Consider the following 22,904-nt stretch of genomic DNA (forward strand, 5'->3'; position numbering starts at 1 on the left):
CCTCGTTTCAGGCAAATGCTTCACCGGCCGAAACGGTGCAGGAAACTGTCCGCATTCACAAGTGGTGGCAGGCCGGCCTGATCGAGCCAGTTTTCGCTCGGCTCCATCAGGCGTCGATAGACTTCGCGTACCAGCGTTCGTGCTTCTTCGCCGGGCCAGTCCTTCGGCAGGAGGGCCATTGGCAGGCCGGGATCGCGCAGGACGATCCGCCGCCAATCGTGGATGAGCAGGGTGCGTGCGGCCATGGCGTCCACCGGGGCGGGAAGCGGGGACGCAGCAAGGCTGCCGGCAAGAGCTGAATATTCGGCAATGAGTTCGCGATAGGCTTCGCCAATCTCGTCAGAGGGCCACAGGCTCCGCAGCATTTCGGGATGCTCGGCGCTGGAACCGTGGATGACCAGCATGTCGCTCAGTGGCGGGGCGCCGGAGGTCGTGCCGTCATCTGGCCCGGGGGTGCGCGGCAGGAGATAGACACCATCGGCGATCTTCAGAAAGCCGTGTTCCTTCAGTGCCTCGTCGTGCACGCCGTTGCTGCCGGGTGCTGCGATGGCGACAGTCCATGAGCCATCCCAATCGGGCGCACCGGCTGCATAGATGCGCCGCGTCGCAAGGTCGAAGGCGTGCTGGCCGTGCCGGTCGAGCGAGAAGAACGAGTTGCGGCCGCGCCGTTCGCGCACCACCCATCCATCGCTGGCAAGCCGGGACATCGCCGTGCGAAGGGCGCCGGCCTCGATGCCGAGCCGCGCCATCACTTCCTGAAGACCGGCAAGCGGCGCTTCACCGCCACGCGGCACGATTGCGTCGCCAAAAAGGGTGATCACCAGTGACCAGACCCGAACGCGTCCACGCCGGTGCAGGCGATCGATCAGGCCGGCAAGGGCGGTTTCGGCAGGTTCTGTCGGCACATCCATCTTTTCCAAATGCCACGGGATCGCCGGACGGGCAAGATTGTCAGGGAAGCTCCTTTACACCGCTCACAAGCAGGTGGGTGGCGAGTTTCGCATAGTCCTGCCGGGAAATACCGCGATCCTCGCGGAACCACATGTAGAACCAGTTGAGCATGCCGAACAGGCTCATCGTTGCCGGTTTCAGAAGGGGCCGACTGTCGAAGGCGTCGGGGTTCACCTGCCGTATGGCCTCGGCGAAGATTGCCACCAGCCGGCGTTCCAGCGCCTTCAGCTCTTCCTGCTGCACATCCGGCAGGAGCTGGAGACCGGAAAGCTGGACGCGATGTTCGTTGTCGGCGTCGCGGTAGGCTTCGAGCAGGGCCGTCACCAGCCCTTCAAGGCGCTCCTGAGACGGGGCCTCCGGCCGGTCGGCCTCCTCCACCGCTTCCACAAGTTCCTGAAGATGCGTTTCGATGATGTCGAAAAGCAGTGCCTCCTTGGAGGTGTAATAGTGATAGAGAAGGGCCTTCGAGACGCCCAGTTCCGTTGCAAGCTGGTTCATCGAGGCGCGGTCGTAGCCGTCGCGCGCGAAGATGCGCGCTGCGCCATGCAGCATGGCGTCGCGCTTGTCGTCATAATCCTTGGCGCGGGTGCGGGCCATTAGCAGCTCTCACAGGGTGGATGCTTGTGAATGTGCGGCGATGTCACTGTTTCACCCGCTTGTCGACGATGCGCACGGCCTTGCCCTGGCTGCGGGCCACGCTGCCGGGGTCGGCCGCGTGGACGCGCACCGTCACGCCGACCACATCCTTGATGCGTTCGCCGAGCTGACGGCAGGCGGCGAGCCGCACTTCCTCGCCGGCTTCGAGCGATTCCATCTCCACATGGATCGTCATCGCATCCATGCGGCCTTCCTGCGTCAGCTCGATCTGGAAATGCGGTGCGAGCCCGTCAACGGTAAGGATCTGCTCCTCGATCTGGGTGGGGAAGACGTTGACGCCGCGCAGGATCATCATGTCGTCCGAGCGGCCGGTGATCTTTTCCATACGGCGCATCGAGCGCGCCGTGCCCGGCAGAAGCCGTGTCAGGTCGCGGGTGCGGTAGCGCACGATGGGGAAGGCCTCCTTGGTGAGCGAGGTGAACACCAGTTCGCCCATTTCGCCATCCGGCAGCACTTCGCCGGTCTCCGGGTTGATGATCTCGGGATAGAAATGATCTTCCCAGATGTGCAGCCCGTCCTTGGTCTCCACGCATTCGTTGGCCACGCCCGGCCCCATCACCTCCGACAGGCCGTAAATGTCGACCGCGTGCATGTCGAATGCATCTTCGATCTCGGCGCGCATGGCGTTGGTCCAAGGCTCGGCACCAAAGATGCCCACCTGCAGCGGGCTCTTGCGCGGGTCGAGACCCTGCGCCCGGTATTCATCCAGGATCGAGAGCATGTAAGAGGGAGTGACCATGATGGTCTGCGCCTGAAAATCCTCGATCAGCGTGACCTGGCGTGCCGTCATGCCGCCGGAGGCCGGCACCACGGTTGCCCCGAGCCGTTCAGCCCCATAATGCGCGCCAAGCCCGCCGGTGAAGAGCCCATAGCCATAGGCGACATGCACCACATCACCCGGCCGTGTGCCCGATGCGCGGATCGAGCGCGCCATCACCTCAGCCCAGGTGTCGATGTCCTGTGCGGTGTAGCCCACAACGGTCGGCTTGCCGGTCGTGCCGGACGAGGCGTGAATGCGCGCCACCTTCTCGCGCGGCACGGCGAACATGCCGAACGGATAATTGTCGCGCAGGTCCGTCTTTACCGTGAAAGGGAATTTCGACAGGTCGGAAAGCTGCTTCAGATCGTCGGGATGAACGCCGGCGGCGTCAAAACTCTTCCTGTAATGCGGCACGTTTTCATAGGCGTGCTTGAGCGACCATTTGAGACGCACGAGCTGCAGGGCCTGGATTTCATCGCGCGAGGCGATCTCGATCGGGTCCAGGTCTTCCTTTTTGGGGGTCAGGTCTTTCATCGTTCTCTCCCGAAGATGAGGATGCTCTCAGGCGTCTTCCTCAAAATGCTTGCCGCTGACGATGCGGGAACTGCCGCGAAACTCCGCGATGACTTTGCCGTCCTGGTTCTCCACGCGCACATCATAGATGCCCGAGCGCCCGAACCGCGCCACCTCGCGCGCAACCGCCGTAAGCCGGTCGCCGAGCGCGCCGGGCGCAATGAAGGTTATGGAATTGTGCTGCGCGACAACGATCTGGTTGTAGGAGTTGCACGCAAAGGCGAAGGCGGAATCCGCCAGAGTGAAGATGTAGCCGCCGTGGCAGATGTCGTGCCCGTTCGTGTGGTGCGTCTCCACCGTCATCGACAGGGTGGCGCTGCCGGGTGCGACCGCATCGAGGCTGCATCCCAGCCATTTGGAAGCGTCGTCGCGCGCCCACATTGCCTGCGCGCTGCGCTCTGCGATCTCCTGTGGAGACAGTTGCATTTGTGACATCTAGGCTCCTCCCAACGGCGTCGGTGAAGGCAGACTTGCATAAACCGACCGGTCGGTCAATAATACTGTTGAGAGGAGGCGGTGGGGCCGCTTCCGGGAGGAAAGCATGACAAAAACGGCAGACAACGCTGCAACGAATGGCGAGAAACTGGCGGAGGACTTTGAATTGACGGCGCTGCCCGCGGGCTTCGTGAACGATCCGTTTCCGGTCTATCACGCACTTCTGGAGCACGCGCCCCTGAAGCGTTTCGCCGATGGCTCAGTCATGCTGTCGCGCTATGAGGATCTCGATCGCGTCTATCGCGACACGAAAACCTTTTCCTCCGACAAGAAGGCCGAGTTCCGGCCAAAGTTCGGCGACACACCGCTTTACGAACATCACACGACGAGCCTCGTTTTCAACGATCCGCCGCTTCACACGCGGGTGCGCAAGATCATGATGGGCGCGCTCACACCGCGCGCGCTGGCTGCGCTCGAGCCGGGCCTGATCACGCTGGTCGACGGCCTGCTCGACCGTATGGAAGAGAAGGGCGAAGTCGATCTCACCGAGGATTTCGCTGCCGCGATCCCCATCGAGGTGATCGGCAACCTGTTCGACATACCCCATGAGGAGCGTGAGCCGCTGCGCGACTGGTCGCTCGCCATTCTCGGGGCGCTCGAGCCGGTTCTCAGCGATGAGCAGCTCACATGGGGCAACACCTCCGTCACCGATTTCAAGGCGTTCCTCAAAGAGATTGCCGATGATCGCCGGCGCAATCCCGGCGATCCGGCGACCGACGTTCTGACCCGTCTCATCAATGGCAATGAGGGCGAAGAGCTCTCCGAGGTGGAGCTTCTGCAGAACTGCATCTTCATCCTCAATGCCGGTCACGAGACCACCACGAACCTGATCGGCAACGCCCTTTATGAGCTGTTGCACTGGCCTGAAGAGAAGGCGCGGCTTGAAGCCGACCCGGACCTGATCGCAACGGCCGTCGATGAATTCTTACGTTTCCAGAGCCCCAACCAGCTCGGCAACCGCATGGCGGTGGAGCCGGTGGAGTTCCATGGCGAAACCGTGGAGCCGGGCACGCCGATCCATTTGTGCATTGGTGCTGCCAACCGCGATCCGCGCCAGTTTGCCGATCCGGACCGGCTCGATGTGGGGCGCAGGCCCAACAAGCATCTGGCCTTTGCCGGTGGTCCTCATCTGTGTGCGGGCTTCTCGCTTGCCCGCATGGAAGGACGCATCGGCATTTCACATTTTCTCAAACGTTTCCCCGACTACCGGATGACGGGCGAGCCGGAGCGCACCGGACGTGTGCGTTTTCGCGGCTTCTCCCGGCTGCCGGCGCGGGTGCGCTGATCAATAAAGGAGTTTTCCATGAGCGTGATGCGGCTTGAAAGCTATGCGGCAGGGGCGTGGGTTGCGCCCTCGGGCGACCTCAAACCCCTGCGGAGTGCGGTCACCGGCGATGTCGTTGCCGAACTCGGTTCGCAGAAGCTGGATTTCGCCGGCATGGCCGATCATGCCCGCCAGGTGGGCGGGCCGGCGCTGCGCGCGATGACCTTCCACGACCGCGCCTTCGCCATCAAGGCGCTGGCGCAGTATCTGAACGACCGCCGCGAAGCGCTCTACGAGCTTTCCTACGAGACCGGCGCGACCAAGCCTGACTCGATGATCGACATCGATGGCGGCATCGGCACGCTGTTCGTCTATTCGTCCAAGGCCCGGCGCGAGCTGCCCGACGACAGGGTCTATGTGGATGGCGCGCTGGAGAAGCTTTCCCGCTCCGGAAACTTCGTTGGCCAGCACGTGGCGACCCCGCTTCAGGGCGTGGCCGTCCACATCAACGCCTTCAACTTCCCCGTCTGGGGCATGCTTGAAAAGCTTGCGCCGACGCTGATCGCCGGTGTTCCGGCCATCGTCAAGCCGGCCTCCGCCACCGCGTGGCTCGCCGAAGCCTGTTTCCGCATGATCGTGGAATCCGGCCTGTTCCCGGAAGGCGCGGTGCAGTTCATCGCGGGCTCCACCGGAGACCTGCTTGACCGCCTGACCGGTCAGGACGTGGTGTCCTTCACGGGCTCTGCCTCCACCGCATCCATGCTGCGCGCCAACCCGAAGATCATCGGCAATTCCGTGCGTTTCGTGGCCGAGCAGGATTCGCTCAACGCCTCGGTGCTTGGCCCGGATGCAGCCCCCGGAACGCCTGAATTCGACGCTTTCATCAAGGAAGTGCACCGCGAGATGACGGCCAAGGCCGGCCAGAAATGCACCGCTGTGCGCCGTATTTTCGTGCCCGACGCACACCGCGATGCGGTCACCGACGCGCTCATCGCCCGGCTTGAGAAGACCGTGGTCGGCAATCCGCGCAGCGAAGGCGTGCGGATGGGCGCGCTCGCAAGCCTCGCCCAGCGCGACGACGTTCTTGAGAAGGCCGGCATTCTGGCCACCGAGGCACGCCGTGTGTTTGGCGACCCGGATGCCTTTTCGGTCACCGATGCGGATGCCGGCGCGGGTGCTTTCGTGCCGCCCATGCTGTTCTCCTGCGACGATCCCGATGGCGCTCAGAAGCTGCATTCCGTCGAGGCGTTCGGCCCCGTGTCCACCATCATGCCGTACCGCGATCTTGGCCATGCGCTAAAGCTTGCCAATCGCGGCGAGGGCTCGCTTGTCGCCTCGGTCTTCACGCATGATCCGGCGGTTGCCCGGCAGGCGGTTCTGGAGGCGGGCGCTTTCCATGGCCGGCTCTATTTCGCCAACCGCGACACCGGCAAGGAGGCAACCGGCCATGGTTCGCCGCTGCCGCATATGGTGCATGGCGGCCCCGGCCGCGCCGGCGGCGGCGAGGAGCTGGGCGGTGTCCGTGGCGTGATGCACTACATGCAGCGCACCGCGATCCAGGCGAGCCCCGATCTGATCGCCGGCATCACCAACCGCTATGTGGCAGGCGCTTCGACTGAAGAGAAAGAGCCGCATCCCTTCCGCCTGACCTTTGGCGAACTGGAGCCCGGCCGCACGCTCTGGGCCGGTCCGCGCGAGGTGACGCTGGCCGACATCGAGCATTTCGCCGAGTTCACCGGCGATACGTTCTACGCGCATATGGACGAGGAGGCGGCTGCCGCCAATCCGTTCTTCCCCGGCCGCGTCGCCCATGGCTATCTCATCCTGTCCTTTGCGGCAGGCATGTTCGTGGAGGCTGCACCCGGCCCGGTGCTTGCCAATTACGGCCTCGACAATCTGCGCTTCATGAAGCCGGTTTCGCCCGGCGACACGCTGAAAGTGCGCCTTACGGTGAAGCAGAAGACGCGCCGCAAGGACGAATATGGGGAAGTGCGCTGGGATGTCGGCGTCTACAATCAGGACGGCGAGCAGGTTGCCGCCTACGAGCTTCTGACGATGAACGCCATGTAGCATGGTGCGATTTGGGGCGTCCTTTGCCATGTCCTCCGGCATTTTGGAGAACTTGCGCAGCGCCCCTCATCCCCCTGCCGGGACCTTCTCCCCGCCTGCGGGGAGAAGGCAGCGTTGCGTTGCCACGTTTCCGTGGAGCGCCGCCGGCTGAAAAATGCCCCGCCACGTTGGGGGCTCCCTCTCCCCGCTGGCGGGGAGAGGGTAAGGGTGAGGGGCGAACGCCGACGGACGCCCGGGAACATCGCGCTCCGCTAGGCGTTCCTGGCCCTGAACGCCAGCCCGTCCACCAGTTCCGAAGCCTTGAGCGTTGCCGCACCCGTTGCGACAACCATCTGCGGCAGAAGCATCCATTCCAGCGTCCAGGCGGCACCCGAGCGTTCGTTTTCGTGCACCAGCGCCTGATGCACACCGCCCACCAGCGTCGCGTTGAAGCGCGCGAGCGTCACCAGCGCTTCGGCGGCGACCGGGTTCTTCTTATGCGGCATGGCGGAGGACCCGCCGCCCGCCGCAAGTTCGATCTCGCCAATTTCGCTCTGCGCGGCAAGCACAATGTCCTGCCCCATCTTGCCGAGGCTCCCGCTGATCAGCGAAAGGACGGAGGCAAAAGCGGCAATCCCATCACGCTCACTGTGGCGTGGGTGTTCGGGCAGAGCGAGGTCCAGTCGCGCAGCAAGTCGCCTGGCAACGGATTCACCCTTCTCACCAAGCCTGTCGAGCGTACCGGCTGCGCCGCCGAAATGCAGCACCGCAACATCGTCCAGCGCCTTCTCAAGCCTCTCCGCTTGGCGCAGGAGCGGCGCGCGCCAGGAGCGGATTTTCCGGCTGGCGGGTACCGGGATGGCGGCCTGCATGCGCGTGTGCGCCATGACCTCGATCTGACCGTCGCGTTTTTCCAAAGATTCAAGGGACTGGATGAGCCTGCCCAGTCTCTTGCCGAGAATTTCAATCGCCTCCCGTACCCGCAGCGCAAAGCCCGTATCGATCACATCCTGGCTCGTCGCCCCGAAATGCAGGTGGGTACGCGACGCTTCAGACAGACTGGCACGGATCTGCGCAATGAGGGCGGGAATCACGACCCCGTCCCGCGCGACACCTGCCTTCAGAGCGGCGATGCCGGGGCTGAAGCCGGCAAGCAAAGCGGCAATCTCCTGCGCCGTCTCCTGCGGGATCACACCCTGATCGGCCTGTGCCAGGGCAAGCTCCGCCTCAAAACGCAGCATTGCCCCGATCTCCGCCCGCGCCGAAAAGAGCGCTACCAGTTCCTCGTCGCCAAGAAGCCCGGAGAGGATGGGATGGTCGAAGGCGGAAATGGTCATGGGCTTCCTGTGCCTGATTGACGCTCGAAGGATCGACTATGACCGATCATATGTCGAAAAACACGGTTTCCCTTTCACCCTGGAGATGGATGTCGAAGAGGTAATGCGCGCCTTCCTTCCGGGCGATCAGGGTCTCGACCCTGTTCTGATGTTCGAGCCGCGTCAGCACCGGGTCTTCGGCGTTGGCCGCTTCCTCGTCACTGAAATAAAGGCGCGTCGCCAGTCCCAGATTGATGCCACGGGCGACAATCCAGAGGCTGATATGCGGCGCCATCAGGCGCCCATCAGGGAAGGGGACGCGGCCGGGTTTGATCGTCTCGATTGCGATCTCGCCAGTTTCCATGTCGGAGGGGAAGCGACCCCACCCATGAAAAGTCGGGTCGGCTTTGCTCCGTGTTTCCGAAGGCGAATTGTAGAGACCATCGGCATCGGCCTGCCAGATTTCCACCAGTGCATCCCTCAGGACCGATCCGGTTCCGTCGAAGATGCGTATCTTGACGGTGATGCGCTCTCCCTTCGTCTCCGCGTTCACGGTCTTTGAGCCGAGATCGTCACGATACACACCCTCGATGCCACCGAAATTCGGCGTCAGGCCGATATGCACATAGGGGCCTGCGGTCTGTGAGGCGCTTTCCTTCAGGCGCCCGAGCGACTGAACCATCAGTTCCCCTCCATGCGGTTTTCGAACAGGGTCGAACGCCGGCCGCGCAGCACGATATCGAATTTGTACGCGCGCGCGTCCATCGGCACCGTGGCCTCCATGTCGAGCGCGGCGATCAGACCCTCCACGGCTTGACGGTCTGGTATGGTGGAGACGATCGGGCAGCGCCAGATCATCGGGTCGCCCTCGAAATACATCTGTGTGATCAGGCGCTGGACGAAACTGTGACCGAAGACCGAAAAATGGATGTGTGCGGGCCGCCAGTCGTTGATGCCGTTTGGCCAGGGATAGGCGCCGGGCATGATGGTGCGGAAGGAATAGTTTCCTTCCGCGTCCGTGATGGTGCGCCCGCAGCCGCCGAAATTCGGATCGAGCGGTGCCAGATAGCCGTCCTTTTTGTGCCGGTAGCGACCGCCGGCATTGGCCTGCCAGAATTCGACAAGCACGTCGGGTACGGGCCGGGCATTTTCGTCGAGCACCCGCCCGTAGACGATGATCCGCGGGCCGATGGCACTTTTGCCGGGGGCGGCGAAGTTTACCGTCAGATCATTGTCCAGCGCGCCGAGAATGCCGTGCCCGAAGACGGGGCCCGTCACCTCTGAGAGCGTGTGCGGAAACGAGACTGGAGCGCGCTGCGGCGAGCGTGCAACGGAAGTCTTGTAAAGCGGGGTCAGGGCAGGCGGATGCCAACGGCGATCACGCTGAAAATAGCCACCGGCGCCAGGCTGTTCGCTCTTCATGCCTTGCTCCCCTCCATCTCCGCCAGGGTCTGCTTGACGATCTTGATCGCGTGATTGGCCGCCGGCACACCGGCGTAGATGGCCACGTGCAGCATGGCCTCGCGCAGGTCCTCGGCGTTGGCACCCGTGTTGGCGGTGGCGCGCACATGCAAGGCAAGCTCCTCGTCCTGACCGAGGGCAGCCAAAAGCGCGATGGTCACCATGGAGCGCTCGCGCCCGGTCCATTCGTTGCGTGACCAGACATGGCCCCAGGCCGCTTCGGTAATCAGGTCCTGAAACGGTTCGTCGAAGGCTGTCTTGCGCGCTTCGGCTCCGTCCACCCAGGCATCGCCCAGAACGCTGCGCCGGGTTTCCATCCCCTGCCGGTAGCGCTCGCTTTTCTCCTTGTCGGACATGATCGTCTCCCTCGGGCCTCAGAAAGGCAGGCCCACATAGTTTTCAGCCAGCATGGTGAGTGCGGCACGCGACTGGAAGAGATAGTCGAGTTCCGCATGCTGGATCCTCTGGCCGAATGTACCCTGATCGGGGAACCGATGCAGCGTGCTCGTCATCCACCAGGAGAAGCGCTCCGCTTTCCAGACACGGGCAAGCGCCTTGTTCGAGTAATCGTTGAGACCGGCCGAGGACTTCTCGATATAAAATTCCCGAAGCGCGTCAAAGAGATATCGCACATCGCTCGCAGCCAGATTCAGGCCCTTCGCGCCGGTGGGCGGCACAATGTGGGCGGCATCGCCGGCAAGATAAAGCCGGCCGAAGCGCATCGGCTCGGTCACGAAGGAACGCAGGGGAGCGATGGATTTTTCGATCGAGGGGCCGGTGACCATCGCTTCCGCCGTACGACCCGGCAGGCGGCTGCGGATCTCATCCCAGAAGCGCTCGTCGGACCAGTCCTCCACGCGCTCCTCCGCGCCCACCTGAACGTAGTAGCGGCTGCGCGTTGTCGAGCGCATGGAGCAGAGCGCAAAGCCGCGTGGGTGATTTGCGTAGATCAGTTCCTCGCCCACCGGAGGCACATCGGCAATGATGCCCAGCCAGCCAAAGGGATAGACCCGCTCGAACGTTTCGATGGCGGCTTCCGGTACCGATTTGCGAGAAACGCCATGGAAGCCATCGCAACCGGCAACGAAATCGCAATCGATGCGATGGGTCTTTCCATCTTTCTCATAAGTCACGAAGGGATGGTCGCCGTCGAAGTCGTGAGGCTGGACGTTTCCGGCTTCGTAGACGGAGACAGCGTTCGAGGCTTCACGCCCGTCCATCAGATCGTGCGTTACCTCCGTCTGTCCGTAGACGAGCACGCGCTTGCCGCCGGTCAGGCCATGCAGGTCGACACGGTGGCGGCGATTGTCGAAGGCGAGGTCGAACCCGTCATGCGGCAGGCCTTCGCGATGCATGCGCTCGCCGACGCCTGCTTCGTCCAGCATCGCCGCAGTCCCTTCTTCCAGCACCCCGGCGCGAATGCGAGACAGAACGTGCGCCTTCGATGTCCGCTCCAGAATGATGTTGTCGATGCCTGCATTGACCAGAAGCTGCCCGAGCAGCAGGCCTGCCGGGCCCGAGCCGATGATGACGACCTGTGTCCGCACGCTCAACCGTTCCTCCCTGATGGGACCGAGAGTGTAAATTCCCAGGCGATGCGGCAATGGACAATTCCAGCAAAGGATTGCACATTTCGATCATTGAGGTGAGGAAGTGGAATGCGTGGATCGATACCTAATTATAGACTTTATGAAGAAAAATCAGAGGAATCGTCGGATTTCTGGTTTCACTGCGAAACGCTTTCCGTTCGTAGCGGCCTGCACAATTGGAGAATAGAGGTCCACCGCCATTCGTCGCTTTTCCAGACCTTCTGGCTGACGGATGGCGAAGGAAAGCTTTTGAGCAAAGGGCCGGAAAGCCGGGTGTTTTCGGCACCCTGCGCGGTGTTCATTCCGCCCGGCACCGCGCACGGGTTTCATTTCGCGCCGAATTCTGAGGGGATCGTTGCGACAGTCCTTGCCGATCGCCTGTCTCTTCCACTCGCGACTGACCGGGCGCTTTCAGCTTTCTTTTCGCAGACCCGTATCGTGCCCGTCGATGGTGTTGACGCAGGAGAAGGAAAGCATATCGATCACCTGTTTCGGCGCATTCTGGCAGAGAGTATGGAGGGCAGTGTCGGTCGCGATCTGATGCTCGATGCGCATGTCACGGAAGTGCTGGTCTGGCTGGCGCGCGCCGGCGCACGGGCGACCCTGCCGGATGACGGAGGTGTCCCCACGCGCGACAGCGGACGCCTGCAGATGCTGGAAACGCTGATCGCAGCGCATTTTCGCGAGCATCGTTCCGTTGGCTTTTATGCCGAGAAAGTCGGTGTGTCCGTGGCGCAGCTCAATCGCATCGCGCGGCAGGAGGCGGGCGCCAGCGTCACGCAGTTGCTGGCACGCCGCCTCATCGATGCGGCGCGCCGTGATCTTATCTTCACCCCAACCCCGGTTCAGGCCATAGCCTACTCCCTGGGGTTTCAGGATCCGGCCTATTTCAACCGCTTCTTCCGCCGGCAGACCGGCACCACGCCGGGTGCCTATCGCGAGACCGAACGGCGCAGGCTTGTGTCCTGACGCCGGTCGTTACATCGCCTTTTTGGAAACCTCATGGGTGAAGGCTCCTTCCGGCTCCTTCGTGATCACCGGATCAGACCCGCCCTGCAGCAGCGTATCGACGGTCTGCTTGTAAGCCGCCTCGTCGAGCGTGGCATTCTCACCCAGAAGCTTGGCGATTTCGCCCATCATGCGCGTCTGGTGCTTTTCGGTCTGCGCACCGGTCGCATCATTGTCGAGCACGATCATTGCCGCTTCTTCCGGGTTGTCCTTCGCCCACATCCAGCCCTTCATGGAGGCTTTCACGAAGCGCGCCATCCTGTCTACAAACTCGGGGTCCTCAAGCTTTTCCTCCAGAACGTAGAGCCCGTCCTCCAGCGTGGCCACGCCTTCGTCGGTGTAGTTGAACACCACGATATCGTCTTCGCTCAGCCCGGCATCGATCACCTGCCAGTATTCATTGTAGGTCATGGCGGTGATGCAGTCGGCCTGCTTCTGCAGGAGCGGGTCGACATTGAAGCCGATCTTCTGGATGGTCACTCCGTTTTCGGACCCGTCGCGCGGCAGGCCAAGCTTAGAAAGCCAGTTGTAAAGCGGGTATTCATTGCCGAAGAACCAGGTGCCCAGTGTCTTGCCCTTGAAGTCCTCGGGCTTCTCTATACCGGTCTCTTTGCGGCAGACCATGGTGAGGCCCGAGCGGGCAAAGGGCTGGGCGATGTTGACCACCGGCGCGCCCTTTTCCCGTGCGGCAAGGGCCGACGGGAGCCAGTCCACCATGACATCGGCACCACCGCCGACCAGAACCTGGACAGGTGCCGTATCAGGTCCACCGGGCTTGATCTCGACGTTCAGGTCTTCTTCTTCGTAAAAACCCTTGTCTTTGGCGACGTAGTACCCGGCGAACTGCGCCTGCGTCACCCATTTGAGCTGCAGGGTCACGTCGTCGGCGGCGATTGCCTGCGAAGCGGTGAGCATCAGCACACCGGATAAGAGGCCTGTCACTGAGTGTTTCATCTTTGCTTCCCTCTTTGATTGGGCCGCTGTTCTCCACGCGGCCGGTTATCCACTCCTCATGGATGGATGCCAGAAGGTGACAGCGCGCTCCAGAAGCGCCACCGCACCATAAAAGAGTGAGCCTGCAAGCGCAGCCATCGCGATTTCGGCCCACACCATGTCGATGTTCATGCGTCCCACTTCGGTGGAAATGCGGAACCCCATGCCCACAATGGGGGTGCCGAAGAATTCGGCAACAATGGCTCCGATCAGCGCCAGAGTGGAGTTGATTTTCAGCGCATTGAAAATGAAGGGGGCTGCCGCCGGCAGGCGCAGCTTGAACAGTGCCTGCCAGTAGGACGATGCATAGGTGCGCATCAGGTCGCGGTCGATGGCGGATGACGCGGAAAGCCCCTCGACCGTGTTCACCAGCATGGGAAAGAAGGTCATGATGATGACAACCGCCGCCTTGGATGGCCAGTCGAAGCCGAACCACATGACCATGATCGGCGCGACGCCGATGATCGGAAGGGCGGAGACGAAATTGCCGAGCGGCAGGAGACCGCGCTGCAGGAAGGGCGAGCGGTCGATGGCGATGGCCGTTAGGAAGCCTGCACCGCAGCCGATGGCGTAACCGATCAGGACAGCTTTCAGGAAGGTCTGCTGGAAATCCGCCCAGAGTGTCGGCAGGGACGAAGTGATACGGGCCCAGATGGCGCTCGGTGGCGTCAGGAGCACGGGCGAAATGTTGAAGCCGTGCACCAGCCCTTCCCACACAACGAGAAGCGTGATGCCGAAAACCGCAGGGATCAGAAGGCCGAGCGCGCGCCTTGCCTGTGGCGAGCGGGGATTCAGCCGCGCGAGCCACTGGTTCAGGGCCCATGCGGCGGCCCAGAAAAGAAGCGCTCCGGTCAGCGCCCAGTTCATGGCTTTTCTCCCATTCGCGCCATCACCATGCGCTGGCCGATGCCCACTACGCCCACCAGAATTGCGGCAAGTGCTGCCGCCATGAAGAGGGCAGACCAGATCTGCACCGTCTGGCCATAATAGGAGCCGGCCAGAAGCCGCGCGCCGAGACCCGAAACCGCTCCTGTCGGCAGTTCGCCGACAATCGCACCCACGAGGCTGATCGCCACCGCCACCTTCATGGAGGTGAAGAGATAGGGTAGGGCGGCCGGCCAGCGCAGTTTCCAGAACGTCTGTGCGCCGCTGGCATTGTAGGTCCGCATCAGATCGAGCTGGAAGGCTTCCGGGCTGCGGAAGCCTTTCACCATGCCCACGACCACGGGAAAGAATGAAAGATAGGTGGAAATCAGCGCCTTGGGCAGAAGGCCCGAGAGGCCAATGGCGTTCAGCACCACAATGATCATCGGCGCGACCGCCAGGATCGGGATTGTCTGGCTGGCTATCACCCACGGCATGACGGATTTGTCCATCGCCCTGTTGTGCACGATGCCGACGGCGAGCAGCACGCCGAGCGCGGTGCCGATCACGAAGCCGAGCAGGGTGGAGGAGAGGGTGATCCAGGCGTGATAGAACAGATTGCGCTTGGAGGTGAGCCGCGTGCCGACCGTGGTTTTCCAGATTTCCGCCACCACCTGGTGCGGCGAGGGCAGCACGGGCCGCTCCTGCGCCATCGTATCGCGCACCAGATCGGCGGCTGTCCATTCCGTCCCCGCCCGCTCATAGGCGTCGATCTGCCAAGGCGCGTTCAGATAGACGGTGAAGGCGTACCAGATCAGGATTATGACCCCGAGCACGATCAGGATCGGTAGTGTCTTGCCTTCCGCCGCGCGTCGGAAGACGGGCGTTTTGGTGCCCGCCGGCGCCGTTCCCGCTGCCGCCGTCATGGCATCACCTTTGGGGCAGGGCGCTCGCCCCTCATCCTCACCTTCTCCCCGCAGGCGGGGAGAAGGGGGCATAGACGGGGCCGCTTCGTCCTTCTCCCCGCGTGCGGGGAGAAGGTGCCGGCAGGCGGATGAGGGGCAGCGCTGGCGGACGATCCCCTAGTCATCGCCATGCCCCGCTCTCAGCCCATCGCGCACCCGGTGTGCGATTTCCAGAAATTCCGGCGATTCCCGAATGTCGAGCGGCCTTTCCTTCGGCAGCGGCGAAACGATCACGTCCGTCACCCGGCCGGGACGCGGCGACATGACGATGATGCGCGTCGAAAGATAAACCGCCTCCGGTATCGAGTGGGTCACGAAGCCGATGGTCTTGCCGGTGCGGGCCCACAGGTCGAGCAACTGTTCGTTCAGATGGTCGCGCACGATTTCGTCGAGCGCGCCGAACGGCTCGTCCATGAGAAGAAGATCGGCGTCGAAAGCCAGCGCGCGGGCAATCGAGGCGCGTTGCTGCATGCCGCCGGAAAGCTGCCAGGGAAACTTCTTCTCAAAACCCGCCAGGTTCACCAGATCGAGCGTGCGGTGCACGCGCTCCTTCTGCTCGGCCTTCGAATAGCCCATGATCTCCAGCGGCAGGGCGACATTCCGCTCGATGGTGCGCCAGGGAAAGAGCCCGGCTGCCTGAAACACGTAGCCATAGGCCCGCTTGCGGCGGGCCTCCTCCGGCGTCATCCCGTTGACGAGGATTTCGCCGGCGGTTGGCTGCTCCAGATCGGCGATCACACGCAGAAACGTGGTCTTGCCGCAGCCTGATGGACCGATGAAGGAGACGAACTCGCCCTTGTTGATGGTCAGGTCCACATCGGCGAGCGCGCGCACCGGCCCGTCATTGGTTTCGAAGGTGAGGCCGAGCCCCTTCGCTTGCACGACGGGCTCGCTGGTTTGAGGGGAGGACGCTTCCTGGCGAATGGCTGGGTTGGCGTTCAATGGATGTGTCTCCTTATACGCCGCTCGCCGGAATGCCCGTCCGCTCCACCTTGCGCGGCGCGGTCACTTCTTTCCATTGCGAAAGCGCCCGGTTCACCGCCATGTGCGGCTCGCGCGCCACGAATTTTCCGTGGCCGGGCTTGGGCTTCACCACGCCATCCTCGACCACAATCTCGCCGCGCGACAGAACGGTCTTGGGCAGGCCCTTCACCTCAATGCCCTCGAACACATTGTAGTCGATGGCCGATTGCTGGCTCTTGGCCGAAATCGTCTTCGTGGCTTCCGGGTCCCAGATCACGATGTCCGCATCCGCGCCCTCAACGATCGCACCCTTTTGCGGATACATGTTCAGGATTTTTGCAATATTGGTGGAGGTGACGGCGACGAATTCGTTCATGGTCAGCCGGCCAGTGTTGACCCCATAGGTCCACAGAACGGGCATGCGGTCCTCGAGCCCGCCGGTTCCATTGGGGATCTTTGTGAAGTCCCCCACGCCGTAGCGCTTCTGCTCCGTCGTGAAGGCGCAGTGGTCGGTCGCCACCACCTGCAACGAGCCGGCCTGCAAGCCCGCCCACAGGGAATCCTGATGCTGCTTGTTGCGGAAGGGCGGGCTCATCACGCGGCGTGCTGCATGGTCCCAGTCGGCATTGGCATATTCACTTTCATCCAGCACCAGGTGCTGGATCAGCGGTTCACCGTAAACGCGCATGCCCTTCTGCCGCGCCCGGCGGATCGCCTCGTGGCTCTGCTCGCAGGAGGTGTGCACCACATAAAGCGGCGTGCCCGCCATGTCGGCGATCATGATGGCGCGGTTTGTGGCTTCGCCCTCCACCTCCGGTGGGCGCGAATAGGCGTGCGCCTCCGGCCCATTGTTGCCTTCCTCCAGCAGCTTTGCCTGAAGCTGTGCGACGACATCGCCGTTTTCGGCATGGACGAGGGGCAGGGCGCCAAGCTCGGCGCAGCGCTGAAACGACGAATACATCTCGTCATCGTCCACCATCAGCGCGCCCTTGTAGGCCATGAAGTGCTTGAAGGAGGTGATGCCCTTTTCCACCACCTCAGGCATCTCGTTGAACACCTGCTCGCCCCACCAGGTGATCGCCATGTGAAAGGAATAGTCGCAGGTCGCCCGGGTCGACTTGTTGTCCCACATCTGGATGGCTTCCAGCAGGGATTGACCGGGCGAGGGCAGGCAGAAATCCACCACCATCGTGGTGCCGCCCGAGACGGCAGCGCGGGTTCCGCTTTCGAAATCGTCGCTTGAATAGGTGCCCATGAAGGGCATTTCCAGATGGGTGTGCGGGTCGATCCCGCCCGGCATCACATAGCAGCCGGTGGCATCGATCTCATGATCGCCATGAAGATCGTGGCCGATCGCCACGATCTTGTCGTGCTGTACGAGAATGTCGGCCTTCCACGTCCGGTCAGCCGTGACGATGGTTCCGTTTCTGATGACCTTGGACATGAGTTTCCCCTCTTATTGTGTTGTCCTCGGCGGATATGAGAGATCGTCAGATCATTCGACGATCTCCGCCGTTTCCACCACGGCATGGAAAAGAACGTCGGCACCCGCTTGCGCCCACTCTTTCGTGATCTCTTCCGCCTCATTGTGCGAAAGGCCGTCGACGCAGGGGCACATCACCATGGCGGTCGGCGCCACCTGATTGATCCAGCAGGCGTCGTGACCGGCGCCCGAAACGATGTCGCGATGCGAATAGCCGAGCCGTTCGGCAGCGTCGCGGATCGCCTTCACGCAGCCCTCGTCGAAGGTGACCGGGGCGAAATGGCCGACCGGCTCGATCTCGAACGTGATGTCGAGTGCGTCGCAAATGGTCTCGATGCCCGCCTCGATCTTCGCGCGCATTTTGTTCAGCGTCTTCTCGTCAGGCGAGCGGATGTCGACGGTGAACACCGTCTTGCCCGGAATGACGTTGCGGGAATTGGGATAGACCTCCACATGGCCGATGGCGCCCACCGCGTTTGGCTGGTGGTCCATCGCCACTTCATGCACCAGTTCCGTCACCCGCGCCATGCCGAGCCCGGCATTGCGGCGCTTGGGCATCGGCGTCGAGCCGGTGTGGCTCTCCTTGCCGGTAAGCGTCACCTGCAGCCACCACAGGCCCTGCCCATGGGTGACAACGCCGATATCGACAAATTCGTCTTCAAGGATCGGCCCCTGCTCGATATGAAGTTCGAAGAAGGCCTTCATCTTGCGCTGGCCGACAGGCTCGTCGCCCTTCCAGCCGATGCGCTCCAGCTCGTCGCCGAAGCGCTTGCCTTCCGCGTCCGTGCGGTCATAGGCCCAGTCGCGCTCATGGACGCCGGCAAACACACCCGACGCCAGCATGGCAGGCGCAAAGCGCGTGCCTTCCTCATTGGTCCAGTTGGTCACCACGATGGGATGTTTGGTCTTGATGCCCAGATCGTTCATCGAGCGGATGACTTCGAGCCCGCCCAGAACGCCGAGCACGCCGTCATACTTGCCGCCCGTCGGCTGGGTGTCGAGATGTGAGCCCACATAGACGGGCAGGGCATCCGGGTCGGTGCCCGCGCGCGTCGCGAACATGGTGCCCATTTCGTCCACGCCCATTTCGAGCCCGGCTTCCTCGCACCATTTCTGAAAGAGTTTGCGGCCTTCGCCGTCTTCATCGGTCAGTGTCTGGCGGTTGTTGCCGCCGGCCACACCGGGCCCGATCTTCGCCATCTCCATGAGTGAATCCCAGAGGCGGTCGGCGTTGATCTTTAAGTTCTCGCCCGGTGCGGCCATGTTGCGTATTCCCTTACTTCAATTCGACTTCGACGAACGACATCGGTTTGTCGCCGCCATTGATGACATTGTGCTCCACACCCTCGTCGCGGCGGTAGGAAACGCCGGCTTCAAGGTTGTTGTGCACGGTTTCGCCGCCCGGCATTTCCAGATGGAAAGCGCAGGGCGTGAGTGTGGTGATGACATAGTCCATGCCATGGCGGTGCCAGCCGGTCTCCGCACCCGGCGCGAAATCCCAGCGGGTCACGCGCACGCGCTCGTCCTCGATCAACACCTCATGGGTGGCCTTTTCGCGTTCCGTCGCCATGTCAGTCGATCATCCTCAAAACGTCGCGCAGATTGTCGATCAGCTCGTCGATCTGGCCTTTGGAGATGATCAGCGGTGGCGAAAGGGCGATGATGTCGCCGGTGGTGCGGATCAGGAAGCCGCGCTCATAGGCTTTCAGGAAGGCGGAGAAGGCGCGCTTGGTCGGTTCGCCGGGAATGCTCTCCAGCTCCACCGCGCCGACAAGGCCGATGTTGCGAATGTCGATCACATGCGGCTCCCCCTTGAGCGAATGCAGCGCATCGGCCCAGTGGTCGGCAAGCTCCGAGGCGCGCGTGAGCAGCCCCTCTTCCTGATAGGTGTCGAGCGTCGCCAGGCCCGCCGCACAGGCAATCGGATTGCCCGAATAGGTGTAGCCGTGGAAGAACTCGATCAGGTGTTCGGGCCCGTTCATGAAAGCGTCGTGGATTTCCTTCTTCACGAACACGGCGCCCATGGGGATGACACCGTTGGTCACGCCCTTGGCGGTGGTCATGATGTCCGGCACCACACCGAAATAATCCGCAGCAAACGGCGCGCCGAGGCGGCCGAAACCGGTGATGACCTCATCGAAGATCAGAAGAATGCCGTGCTTGTCGCAGATATCGCGCAGGCGCTTCAGATAGCCCTTCGGCGGGATCAGGACGCCCGTGGAACCGGCCACCGGCTCGACGATCACCGCCGCCACCGTCGAGGCGTCGTGCAGCGTGACGATGCGCTCCAGTTCGTCGGCCAGATCGCCGCCATGCTCCGGCTCGCCGCGCGTGAACGCGTTCTGGCCGGGCAGATGCGTATGCGGCATGTGGTCGACGCCTGTCAGAAGCGTGCCGAACATCTTGCGGTTGGCAACGATGCCGCCCACCGAGATGCCGCCGAAATTGACGCCATGATAGCCGCGTTCGCGGCCGATCAGGCGGAAGCGGGAGCCGTCGCCCCTGGCGCGGTGATAGGCAAGCGCGATTTTCAGCGCCGTGTCGACGCTCTCGGAGCCGGAATTGGTGAAGAAGACGTGGTCCATCCCCTCCGGCGCGATCGCCGCCAGCCGGTTGGCGAATTCGAATGCGATGGGATGGCCCATCTGGAAGGCGGGCGCATAGTCGAGCTGTGCCGCCTGCTGCTGAATGGCCTCGGTGATCTTCGGCCGGCAATGGCCGGCATTCACGCACCATAAGCCTGCCGTGCCGTCCATGATCTTGCGGCCATCCTCGGCCGTGAAATGCATGTCCTTGGCGGCGACGAGCATGCGCGGCGTTTCCTTGAACTGCCGGTTCGCGGTGAACGGCATCCAGAACGCAGACAGATCGTTCGGCCTCTTGTTGAGCCTGTCGAGCATGACCAAGCTTCCCCTGATTGTTGTTTCGCTCGGCTTGTCCCGGTCAATGCTTGGTGCTTTGCGCGAAGATATGCTACGCAATTTTTGACCGTTTGGACAAACGTTAACACCGCCATGTTGGCGGTCAAGGGGATAGTAGGGGAAATGTCCTTGCGCTGGCGCATTCCACAGTGGACTAATCGGCTGGACCAGCTTGGCCTTTCGCCATGGGCTGGTGATGTCCGCCATGCGGGCGAGGCCGCCTGATGGACAAGCCCGCCGCCCGTCCAAAGCGCACCCGCATCCAGCGCGAAAAGCGCGAACTGATCGGCGAGGCCGCGCTGGAGGTTTTTTCCCAGCATGGGTTTCGCGGCTCGACCATTGACCAGATTGCCGATGCGGCCGGCATGTCGAAGCCCAATCTCCTCTATTATTTCAAGAACAAGGAGGAGATTTTTGCGACTTTGATTCACCGTCTCATGGAGACGTGGCTCGCCCCCCTGCGCGAAATGGATGCGGCGGGCGATCCGCACACCGAAATCCGCTCCTACATCCGCCGCAAGATGGAGATGTCGCGCGACTTTCCACGCGAAAGCCGGCTTTTCGCCAATGAGATCCTGCAGGGCGCGCCGCGCATCCTTCCGCTGCTTGAGGGCGAGCTCAAGGAACTGGTGGACGAGAAGGCGGCGGTCATCGCCGCATGGATGCGTGAGGGAAAGCTAAAGAAGAGCGATCCCTACCACTTCATCTTCGCCATCTGGGCGACCACCCAGCACTACGCCGATTTCGACGTTCAGGTACGCGCCGTTCTCGGCGCAAAACGCGGAGGCGAGGGCCGTTTCGAGGATGCCGCGCGGTTTTTGGAGGGGTTGTTTTTGGGGTAAGTAACGGCACTTTTCGAGACGGTTCGCCATGAGGATGCGATAGAGCTGGCCCCGTCCGGGGATAAACCGGCGCTCATACCCGCAATCCTGATCTTTTTCTTTTTCTCAAGCATCTGAATTGTCTTCGGAACGCGCATCGTTCCCCGTATCACATCAAGAAAGGGATAGGAATTTTATCCTCGCCGCCCGCAGTGGCCCGATCATAACCCCGTTGAACGAGGCGGGGTCAGACGGTCAGCGAAGGCGACGAGCGAGAACTTGCCAGGGATTATGCGGCGCTGCGCGCGGCCTATGCCGAAGGCGCGTTTCTGATACGGGCTTGGCATTTGCAGGCCTTGCTGGAGGCGCGGGCGAACTTCAATCCCGCTCAGCCGCGTGTTCCGCGTGGTTACCGCTTTGGCGGGCGGTGGACCGGGCCGGGTGGCGACTGGGGCGGACCTGCACGGGACGATGGCCGTGCGAGAATTGTGGCGGTCAGCCACGACCCGGACGAGCCGAAGATCCCCGATAGGAGGCCAGCGCGGGCGCGTGAGCGCAATCGGATCGGCCGTGCTGCGGCCCGGTATCTGCGGACGCTTTCGCTTTGGCAGCAGGTTCGCTTTCTCGCGCGGGTCGGCTGGCTGGCGAACGAAGCCGGGCACACGATCCGATCCTACTCTGACGAGCCGCGCGCGCTGGAGGAACTTAAGGAACGTGCGACTTTTCCGAGACCGGGCTATGATATACACCATATAGTTGAGAAAACGCCAGCATATCGTGACGGATTTTCGCGGGAGATGATCGAGAGCCCCGACAACAAGGTGCTGGTTCCACGGTACAAGCATTGGGAGATTACGGCCTGGTACGCCAAAAGAAATGGCAAGTTCGGTGGCCTCTCTCCTCGAGAGGCTCTCCGTAATGCCACTTGGCGCAGGCGGGTAGAGATAGGACTGTCGGCATTGAGGGAACATGGAGTTTTGAGATGACGGTGAAGAAGAGAAGTGAGCTCTCCGTCGATCAGATTATCCGGCGGTTTATCGACCTCAGCCTGACGCAGCATGAGGCTGTGCTATATCTCGAAACACGGCCCTACAATCGCGCTTATCTTAAGATTAAAGGTTTGGCGGAAGAACTGGAAGCACGCCCCGGTGATCAGCGGCATGTTCTGGTCGATCTTTTCGACCATCCAAACCCGCAAGTGCGTTTGAACGCAGCCACATATGCCCATCCCCTTTTCCCAGATCCGGCCATTAAGGTCGTTCAATCCATCATTGATGCCAAAAGACATCCACAGGAAGCGGATGCCAGAACCGTGCTTGACTACTTGATCAATGGACCTCTTGAGCCGGAATGATGGAGTTGTTGCGAAGATGACATCTCGACATCATACCGAAACCCAAGCCCGTTCATTGAACATGCTGGATGGGTTGGACGCTTGGGTAGGTCTGCTGCCAAATCCAATGATTTGGGAGGATTCTTGTTTCAGCAACTTCTTCGAGGGCTTCAGGGCGCGGGCGGGTAGAGGCCGGCCTTTTGCGTTGCAACGGCTTGGAACTTTCAAATGATGACGAGACGCAAGAATAACGCTCCCGTCGACGAGATGCTGCAACGCTTCATCGAACTGAGCCTGACGCAGCATGAGGCGCTGCTATATCTTGAGGCCCGGCCTTACAACCGGGCTCAGACCACTGACAAACCCCGTCGATTTTCGGCGGGGTTTTGTTCAAGTGTGTGCGGTTTCTGGTTTTTGCCTGTCAGGAACAGGCGTCAT

At 62.1% G+C, this 22,904-nt stretch carries 23 protein-coding genes; 6 read left to right on the plus strand and 17 right to left on the minus strand.

Features of this window, described 5'->3' with window-relative positions:
- Positions 1–20: 20 nt before the first annotated feature.
- From AC07E3_RS17130 to paaI, 4 genes are read right to left on the minus strand one after another with little or no spacing between them, the layout of a single operon-like run.
- Positions 21–911 carry a PaaX family transcriptional regulator gene (locus AC07E3_RS17130; protein WP_336067858.1) on the minus strand — a complete coding sequence of 297 codons (891 nt, stop codon included), beginning with the start codon at positions 909–911 and terminating at the stop codon, positions 21–23.
- 40 nt (positions 912–951) lie between these two features.
- Positions 952–1,548 carry a TetR/AcrR family transcriptional regulator gene (locus AC07E3_RS17135; RefSeq protein WP_478363555.1) on the minus strand — a complete coding sequence of 199 codons (597 nt, stop codon included), beginning with the start codon at positions 1,546–1,548 and terminating at the stop codon, positions 952–954.
- A gap of 43 nt (positions 1,549–1,591) precedes the next feature.
- Positions 1,592–2,902, minus strand: coding sequence for a phenylacetate--CoA ligase PaaK (gene paaK, locus AC07E3_RS17140; RefSeq protein ID WP_478363557.1), 1,311 nt, complete (start codon positions 2,900–2,902; stop codon positions 1,592–1,594).
- A 27-nt stretch (positions 2,903–2,929) separates the two neighbouring features.
- The gene (paaI, locus tag AC07E3_RS17145; RefSeq protein WP_459439568.1) at positions 2,930–3,367 is read right to left on the minus strand and encodes a hydroxyphenylacetyl-CoA thioesterase PaaI; all 438 of its coding nucleotides are present in this window, start codon (positions 3,365–3,367) and stop codon (positions 2,930–2,932) included.
- Between the two features lie 115 nt (positions 3,368–3,482).
- On the opposite strand from paaI, the gene AC07E3_RS17150 reads away from it, so the two are divergent.
- Entirely contained in the window at positions 3,483–4,721 is a 1,239-nt protein-coding gene (locus tag AC07E3_RS17150) for a cytochrome P450 (RefSeq protein WP_478363559.1), read from the plus strand.
- An 18-nt stretch (positions 4,722–4,739) separates the two neighbouring features.
- Positions 4,740–6,770, plus strand: coding sequence for a phenylacetic acid degradation bifunctional protein PaaZ (paaZ, locus tag AC07E3_RS17155; RefSeq protein WP_478363561.1), 2,031 nt, complete (start codon positions 4,740–4,742; stop codon positions 6,768–6,770).
- A 251-nt stretch (positions 6,771–7,021) separates the two neighbouring features.
- On the opposite strand, the gene AC07E3_RS17160 is transcribed toward paaZ, so the two are convergent.
- Genes AC07E3_RS17160 through pobA form a run of 5 tightly spaced genes read right to left on the minus strand, consistent with a single transcriptional unit; the run spans position 7,022 to position 11,073 of the window.
- On the minus strand, positions 7,022–8,086 hold the full coding sequence (locus tag AC07E3_RS17160; protein ID WP_478363563.1) for a 3-carboxy-cis,cis-muconate cycloisomerase: 1,065 nt from the start codon (positions 8,084–8,086) through the stop codon (positions 7,022–7,024).
- Between the two features lie 46 nt (positions 8,087–8,132).
- Positions 8,133–8,747 carry a protocatechuate 3,4-dioxygenase subunit alpha gene (gene pcaG, locus AC07E3_RS17165; protein WP_478363565.1) on the minus strand — a complete coding sequence of 205 codons (615 nt, stop codon included), beginning with the start codon at positions 8,745–8,747 and terminating at the stop codon, positions 8,133–8,135.
- Entirely contained in the window at positions 8,747–9,487 is a 741-nt protein-coding gene (pcaH, locus tag AC07E3_RS17170) for a protocatechuate 3,4-dioxygenase subunit beta (protein WP_478363567.1), read from the minus strand. The genes pcaG and pcaH overlap by 1 nt, the downstream gene beginning before the upstream one ends.
- Complete coding sequence (gene pcaC / locus AC07E3_RS17175; protein WP_478363569.1) at positions 9,484–9,882, minus strand: 4-carboxymuconolactone decarboxylase; 399 nt, start codon at positions 9,880–9,882, stop codon at positions 9,484–9,486. Before pcaC ends, pcaH begins: the two co-directional genes overlap by 4 nt.
- 18 nt (positions 9,883–9,900) lie before the next feature.
- Positions 9,901–11,073, minus strand: a complete 1,173-nt coding sequence (gene pobA, locus AC07E3_RS17180; protein ID WP_478363589.1) for a 4-hydroxybenzoate 3-monooxygenase — start codon at positions 11,071–11,073, stop codon at positions 9,901–9,903.
- Between the two features lie 291 nt (positions 11,074–11,364).
- Here pobA and AC07E3_RS17185 point away from each other — a divergent pair, with 291 nt between their 5' ends.
- Positions 11,365–12,084, plus strand: coding sequence for a helix-turn-helix domain-containing protein (locus AC07E3_RS17185; protein ID WP_478363571.1), 720 nt, complete (start codon positions 11,365–11,367; stop codon positions 12,082–12,084).
- Positions 12,085–12,093: 9 nt separating this feature from the next.
- Here AC07E3_RS17185 and AC07E3_RS17190 read toward each other — a convergent pair whose 3' ends face one another.
- From AC07E3_RS17190 to aptA, 8 genes are all read right to left on the minus strand, one after another.
- Positions 12,094–13,077, minus strand: coding sequence for an ABC transporter substrate-binding protein (locus tag AC07E3_RS17190; protein ID WP_322338745.1), 984 nt, complete (start codon positions 13,075–13,077; stop codon positions 12,094–12,096).
- A 45-nt stretch (positions 13,078–13,122) separates the two neighbouring features.
- Positions 13,123–13,983, minus strand: coding sequence for an ABC transporter permease (locus AC07E3_RS17195; RefSeq protein WP_478363573.1), 861 nt, complete (start codon positions 13,981–13,983; stop codon positions 13,123–13,125).
- Complete coding sequence (locus AC07E3_RS17200; RefSeq protein WP_478363575.1) at positions 13,980–14,906, minus strand: ABC transporter permease; 927 nt, start codon at positions 14,904–14,906, stop codon at positions 13,980–13,982. Before AC07E3_RS17200 ends, AC07E3_RS17195 begins: the two co-directional genes overlap by 4 nt.
- Positions 14,907–15,062: 156 nt before the next feature.
- Positions 15,063–15,887 (minus strand): ABC transporter ATP-binding protein, encoded by an 825-nt coding sequence (locus AC07E3_RS17205; RefSeq protein ID WP_478363577.1) that lies wholly within the window; start codon positions 15,885–15,887, stop codon positions 15,063–15,065.
- 13 nt (positions 15,888–15,900) lie between these two features.
- Complete coding sequence (hydA, locus tag AC07E3_RS17210) at positions 15,901–17,352, minus strand: dihydropyrimidinase (protein WP_336067893.1); 1,452 nt, start codon at positions 17,350–17,352, stop codon at positions 15,901–15,903.
- Positions 17,353–17,403: 51 nt separating this feature from the next.
- Positions 17,404–18,654, minus strand: coding sequence for a Zn-dependent hydrolase (locus AC07E3_RS17215; RefSeq protein ID WP_478363579.1), 1,251 nt, complete (start codon positions 18,652–18,654; stop codon positions 17,404–17,406).
- 13 nt (positions 18,655–18,667) lie between these two features.
- Entirely contained in the window at positions 18,668–18,961 is a 294-nt protein-coding gene (locus AC07E3_RS17220; protein ID WP_090327048.1) for a cupin domain-containing protein, read from the minus strand.
- Between the two features lies 1 nt (position 18,962).
- On the minus strand, positions 18,963–20,291 hold the full coding sequence (gene aptA / locus AC07E3_RS17225; protein WP_478363581.1) for an omega-aminotransferase AptA: 1,329 nt from the start codon (positions 20,289–20,291) through the stop codon (positions 18,963–18,965).
- 245 nt (positions 20,292–20,536) lie between these two features.
- Between aptA and AC07E3_RS17230 the strand changes: the two genes are divergently transcribed.
- The 3 genes from AC07E3_RS17230 to AC07E3_RS17240 form a co-directional block, all read left to right on the plus strand.
- Entirely contained in the window at positions 20,537–21,154 is a 618-nt protein-coding gene (locus tag AC07E3_RS17230) for a TetR family transcriptional regulator C-terminal domain-containing protein (RefSeq protein WP_478363583.1), read from the plus strand.
- Between the two features lie 961 nt (positions 21,155–22,115).
- A complete protein-coding gene (locus AC07E3_RS17235) occupies positions 22,116–22,487 on the plus strand; it encodes a DUF2019 domain-containing protein (protein WP_367718532.1) in 372 nt (123 codons plus the stop codon).
- Between the two features lie 207 nt (positions 22,488–22,694).
- Positions 22,695–22,904, plus strand: a 210-nt coding sequence (locus AC07E3_RS17240; RefSeq protein WP_478363585.1) for a hypothetical protein, incomplete at its 3' end; no start/stop codon positions are given.

This window comes from Nitratireductor lacus, assembly GCF_056431025.1.

What these genes read in the sequence shown, in the direction of transcription:
- AC07E3_RS17230 (WP_478363583.1), top strand. Translation starts at nt 20,537, where the DNA reads ATGGACAAGCCCGCCGCCCGTCCAAAGCGCACCCGCATCCAGCGCGAA.
- AC07E3_RS17190 (WP_322338745.1), bottom strand. Translation starts at nt 13,077, where the DNA reads ATGAAACACTCAGTGACAGGCCTCTTATCCGGTGTGCTGATGCTCACC.
- AC07E3_RS17150 (WP_478363559.1), top strand. Translation starts at nt 3,483, where the DNA reads ATGACAAAAACGGCAGACAACGCTGCAACGAATGGCGAGAAACTGGCG.
- AC07E3_RS17135 (WP_478363555.1), bottom strand. Translation starts at nt 1,548, where the DNA reads ATGGCCCGCACCCGCGCCAAGGATTATGACGACAAGCGCGACGCCATG.
- paaI (WP_459439568.1), bottom strand. Translation starts at nt 3,367, where the DNA reads ATGCAACTGTCTCCACAGGAGATCGCAGAGCGCAGCGCGCAGGCAATG.
- pcaC (WP_478363569.1), bottom strand. Translation starts at nt 9,882, where the DNA reads ATGTCCGACAAGGAGAAAAGCGAGCGCTACCGGCAGGGGATGGAAACC.
- AC07E3_RS17195 (WP_478363573.1), bottom strand. Translation starts at nt 13,983, where the DNA reads ATGAACTGGGCGCTGACCGGAGCGCTTCTTTTCTGGGCCGCCGCATGG.
- AC07E3_RS17200 (WP_478363575.1), bottom strand. Translation starts at nt 14,906, where the DNA reads ATGACGGCGGCAGCGGGAACGGCGCCGGCGGGCACCAAAACGCCCGTC.
- hydA (WP_336067893.1), bottom strand. Translation starts at nt 17,352, where the DNA reads ATGTCCAAGGTCATCAGAAACGGAACCATCGTCACGGCTGACCGGACG.
- pcaG (WP_478363565.1), bottom strand. Translation starts at nt 8,747, where the DNA reads ATGGTTCAGTCGCTCGGGCGCCTGAAGGAAAGCGCCTCACAGACCGCA.
- AC07E3_RS17130 (WP_336067858.1), bottom strand. Translation starts at nt 911, where the DNA reads ATGGATGTGCCGACAGAACCTGCCGAAACCGCCCTTGCCGGCCTGATC.
- AC07E3_RS17235 (WP_367718532.1), top strand. Translation starts at nt 22,116, where the DNA reads ATGACGGTGAAGAAGAGAAGTGAGCTCTCCGTCGATCAGATTATCCGG.
- paaK (WP_478363557.1), bottom strand. Translation starts at nt 2,902, where the DNA reads ATGAAAGACCTGACCCCCAAAAAGGAAGACCTGGACCCGATCGAGATC.
- AC07E3_RS17160 (WP_478363563.1), bottom strand. Translation starts at nt 8,086, where the DNA reads ATGACCATTTCCGCCTTCGACCATCCCATCCTCTCCGGGCTTCTTGGC.
- aptA (WP_478363581.1), bottom strand. Translation starts at nt 20,291, where the DNA reads ATGCTCGACAGGCTCAACAAGAGGCCGAACGATCTGTCTGCGTTCTGG.
- paaZ (WP_478363561.1), top strand. Translation starts at nt 4,740, where the DNA reads ATGAGCGTGATGCGGCTTGAAAGCTATGCGGCAGGGGCGTGGGTTGCG.
- pcaH (WP_478363567.1), bottom strand. Translation starts at nt 9,487, where the DNA reads ATGAAGAGCGAACAGCCTGGCGCCGGTGGCTATTTTCAGCGTGATCGC.
- AC07E3_RS17220 (WP_090327048.1), bottom strand. Translation starts at nt 18,961, where the DNA reads ATGGCGACGGAACGCGAAAAGGCCACCCATGAGGTGTTGATCGAGGAC.
- AC07E3_RS17215 (WP_478363579.1), bottom strand. Translation starts at nt 18,654, where the DNA reads ATGGCCGCACCGGGCGAGAACTTAAAGATCAACGCCGACCGCCTCTGG.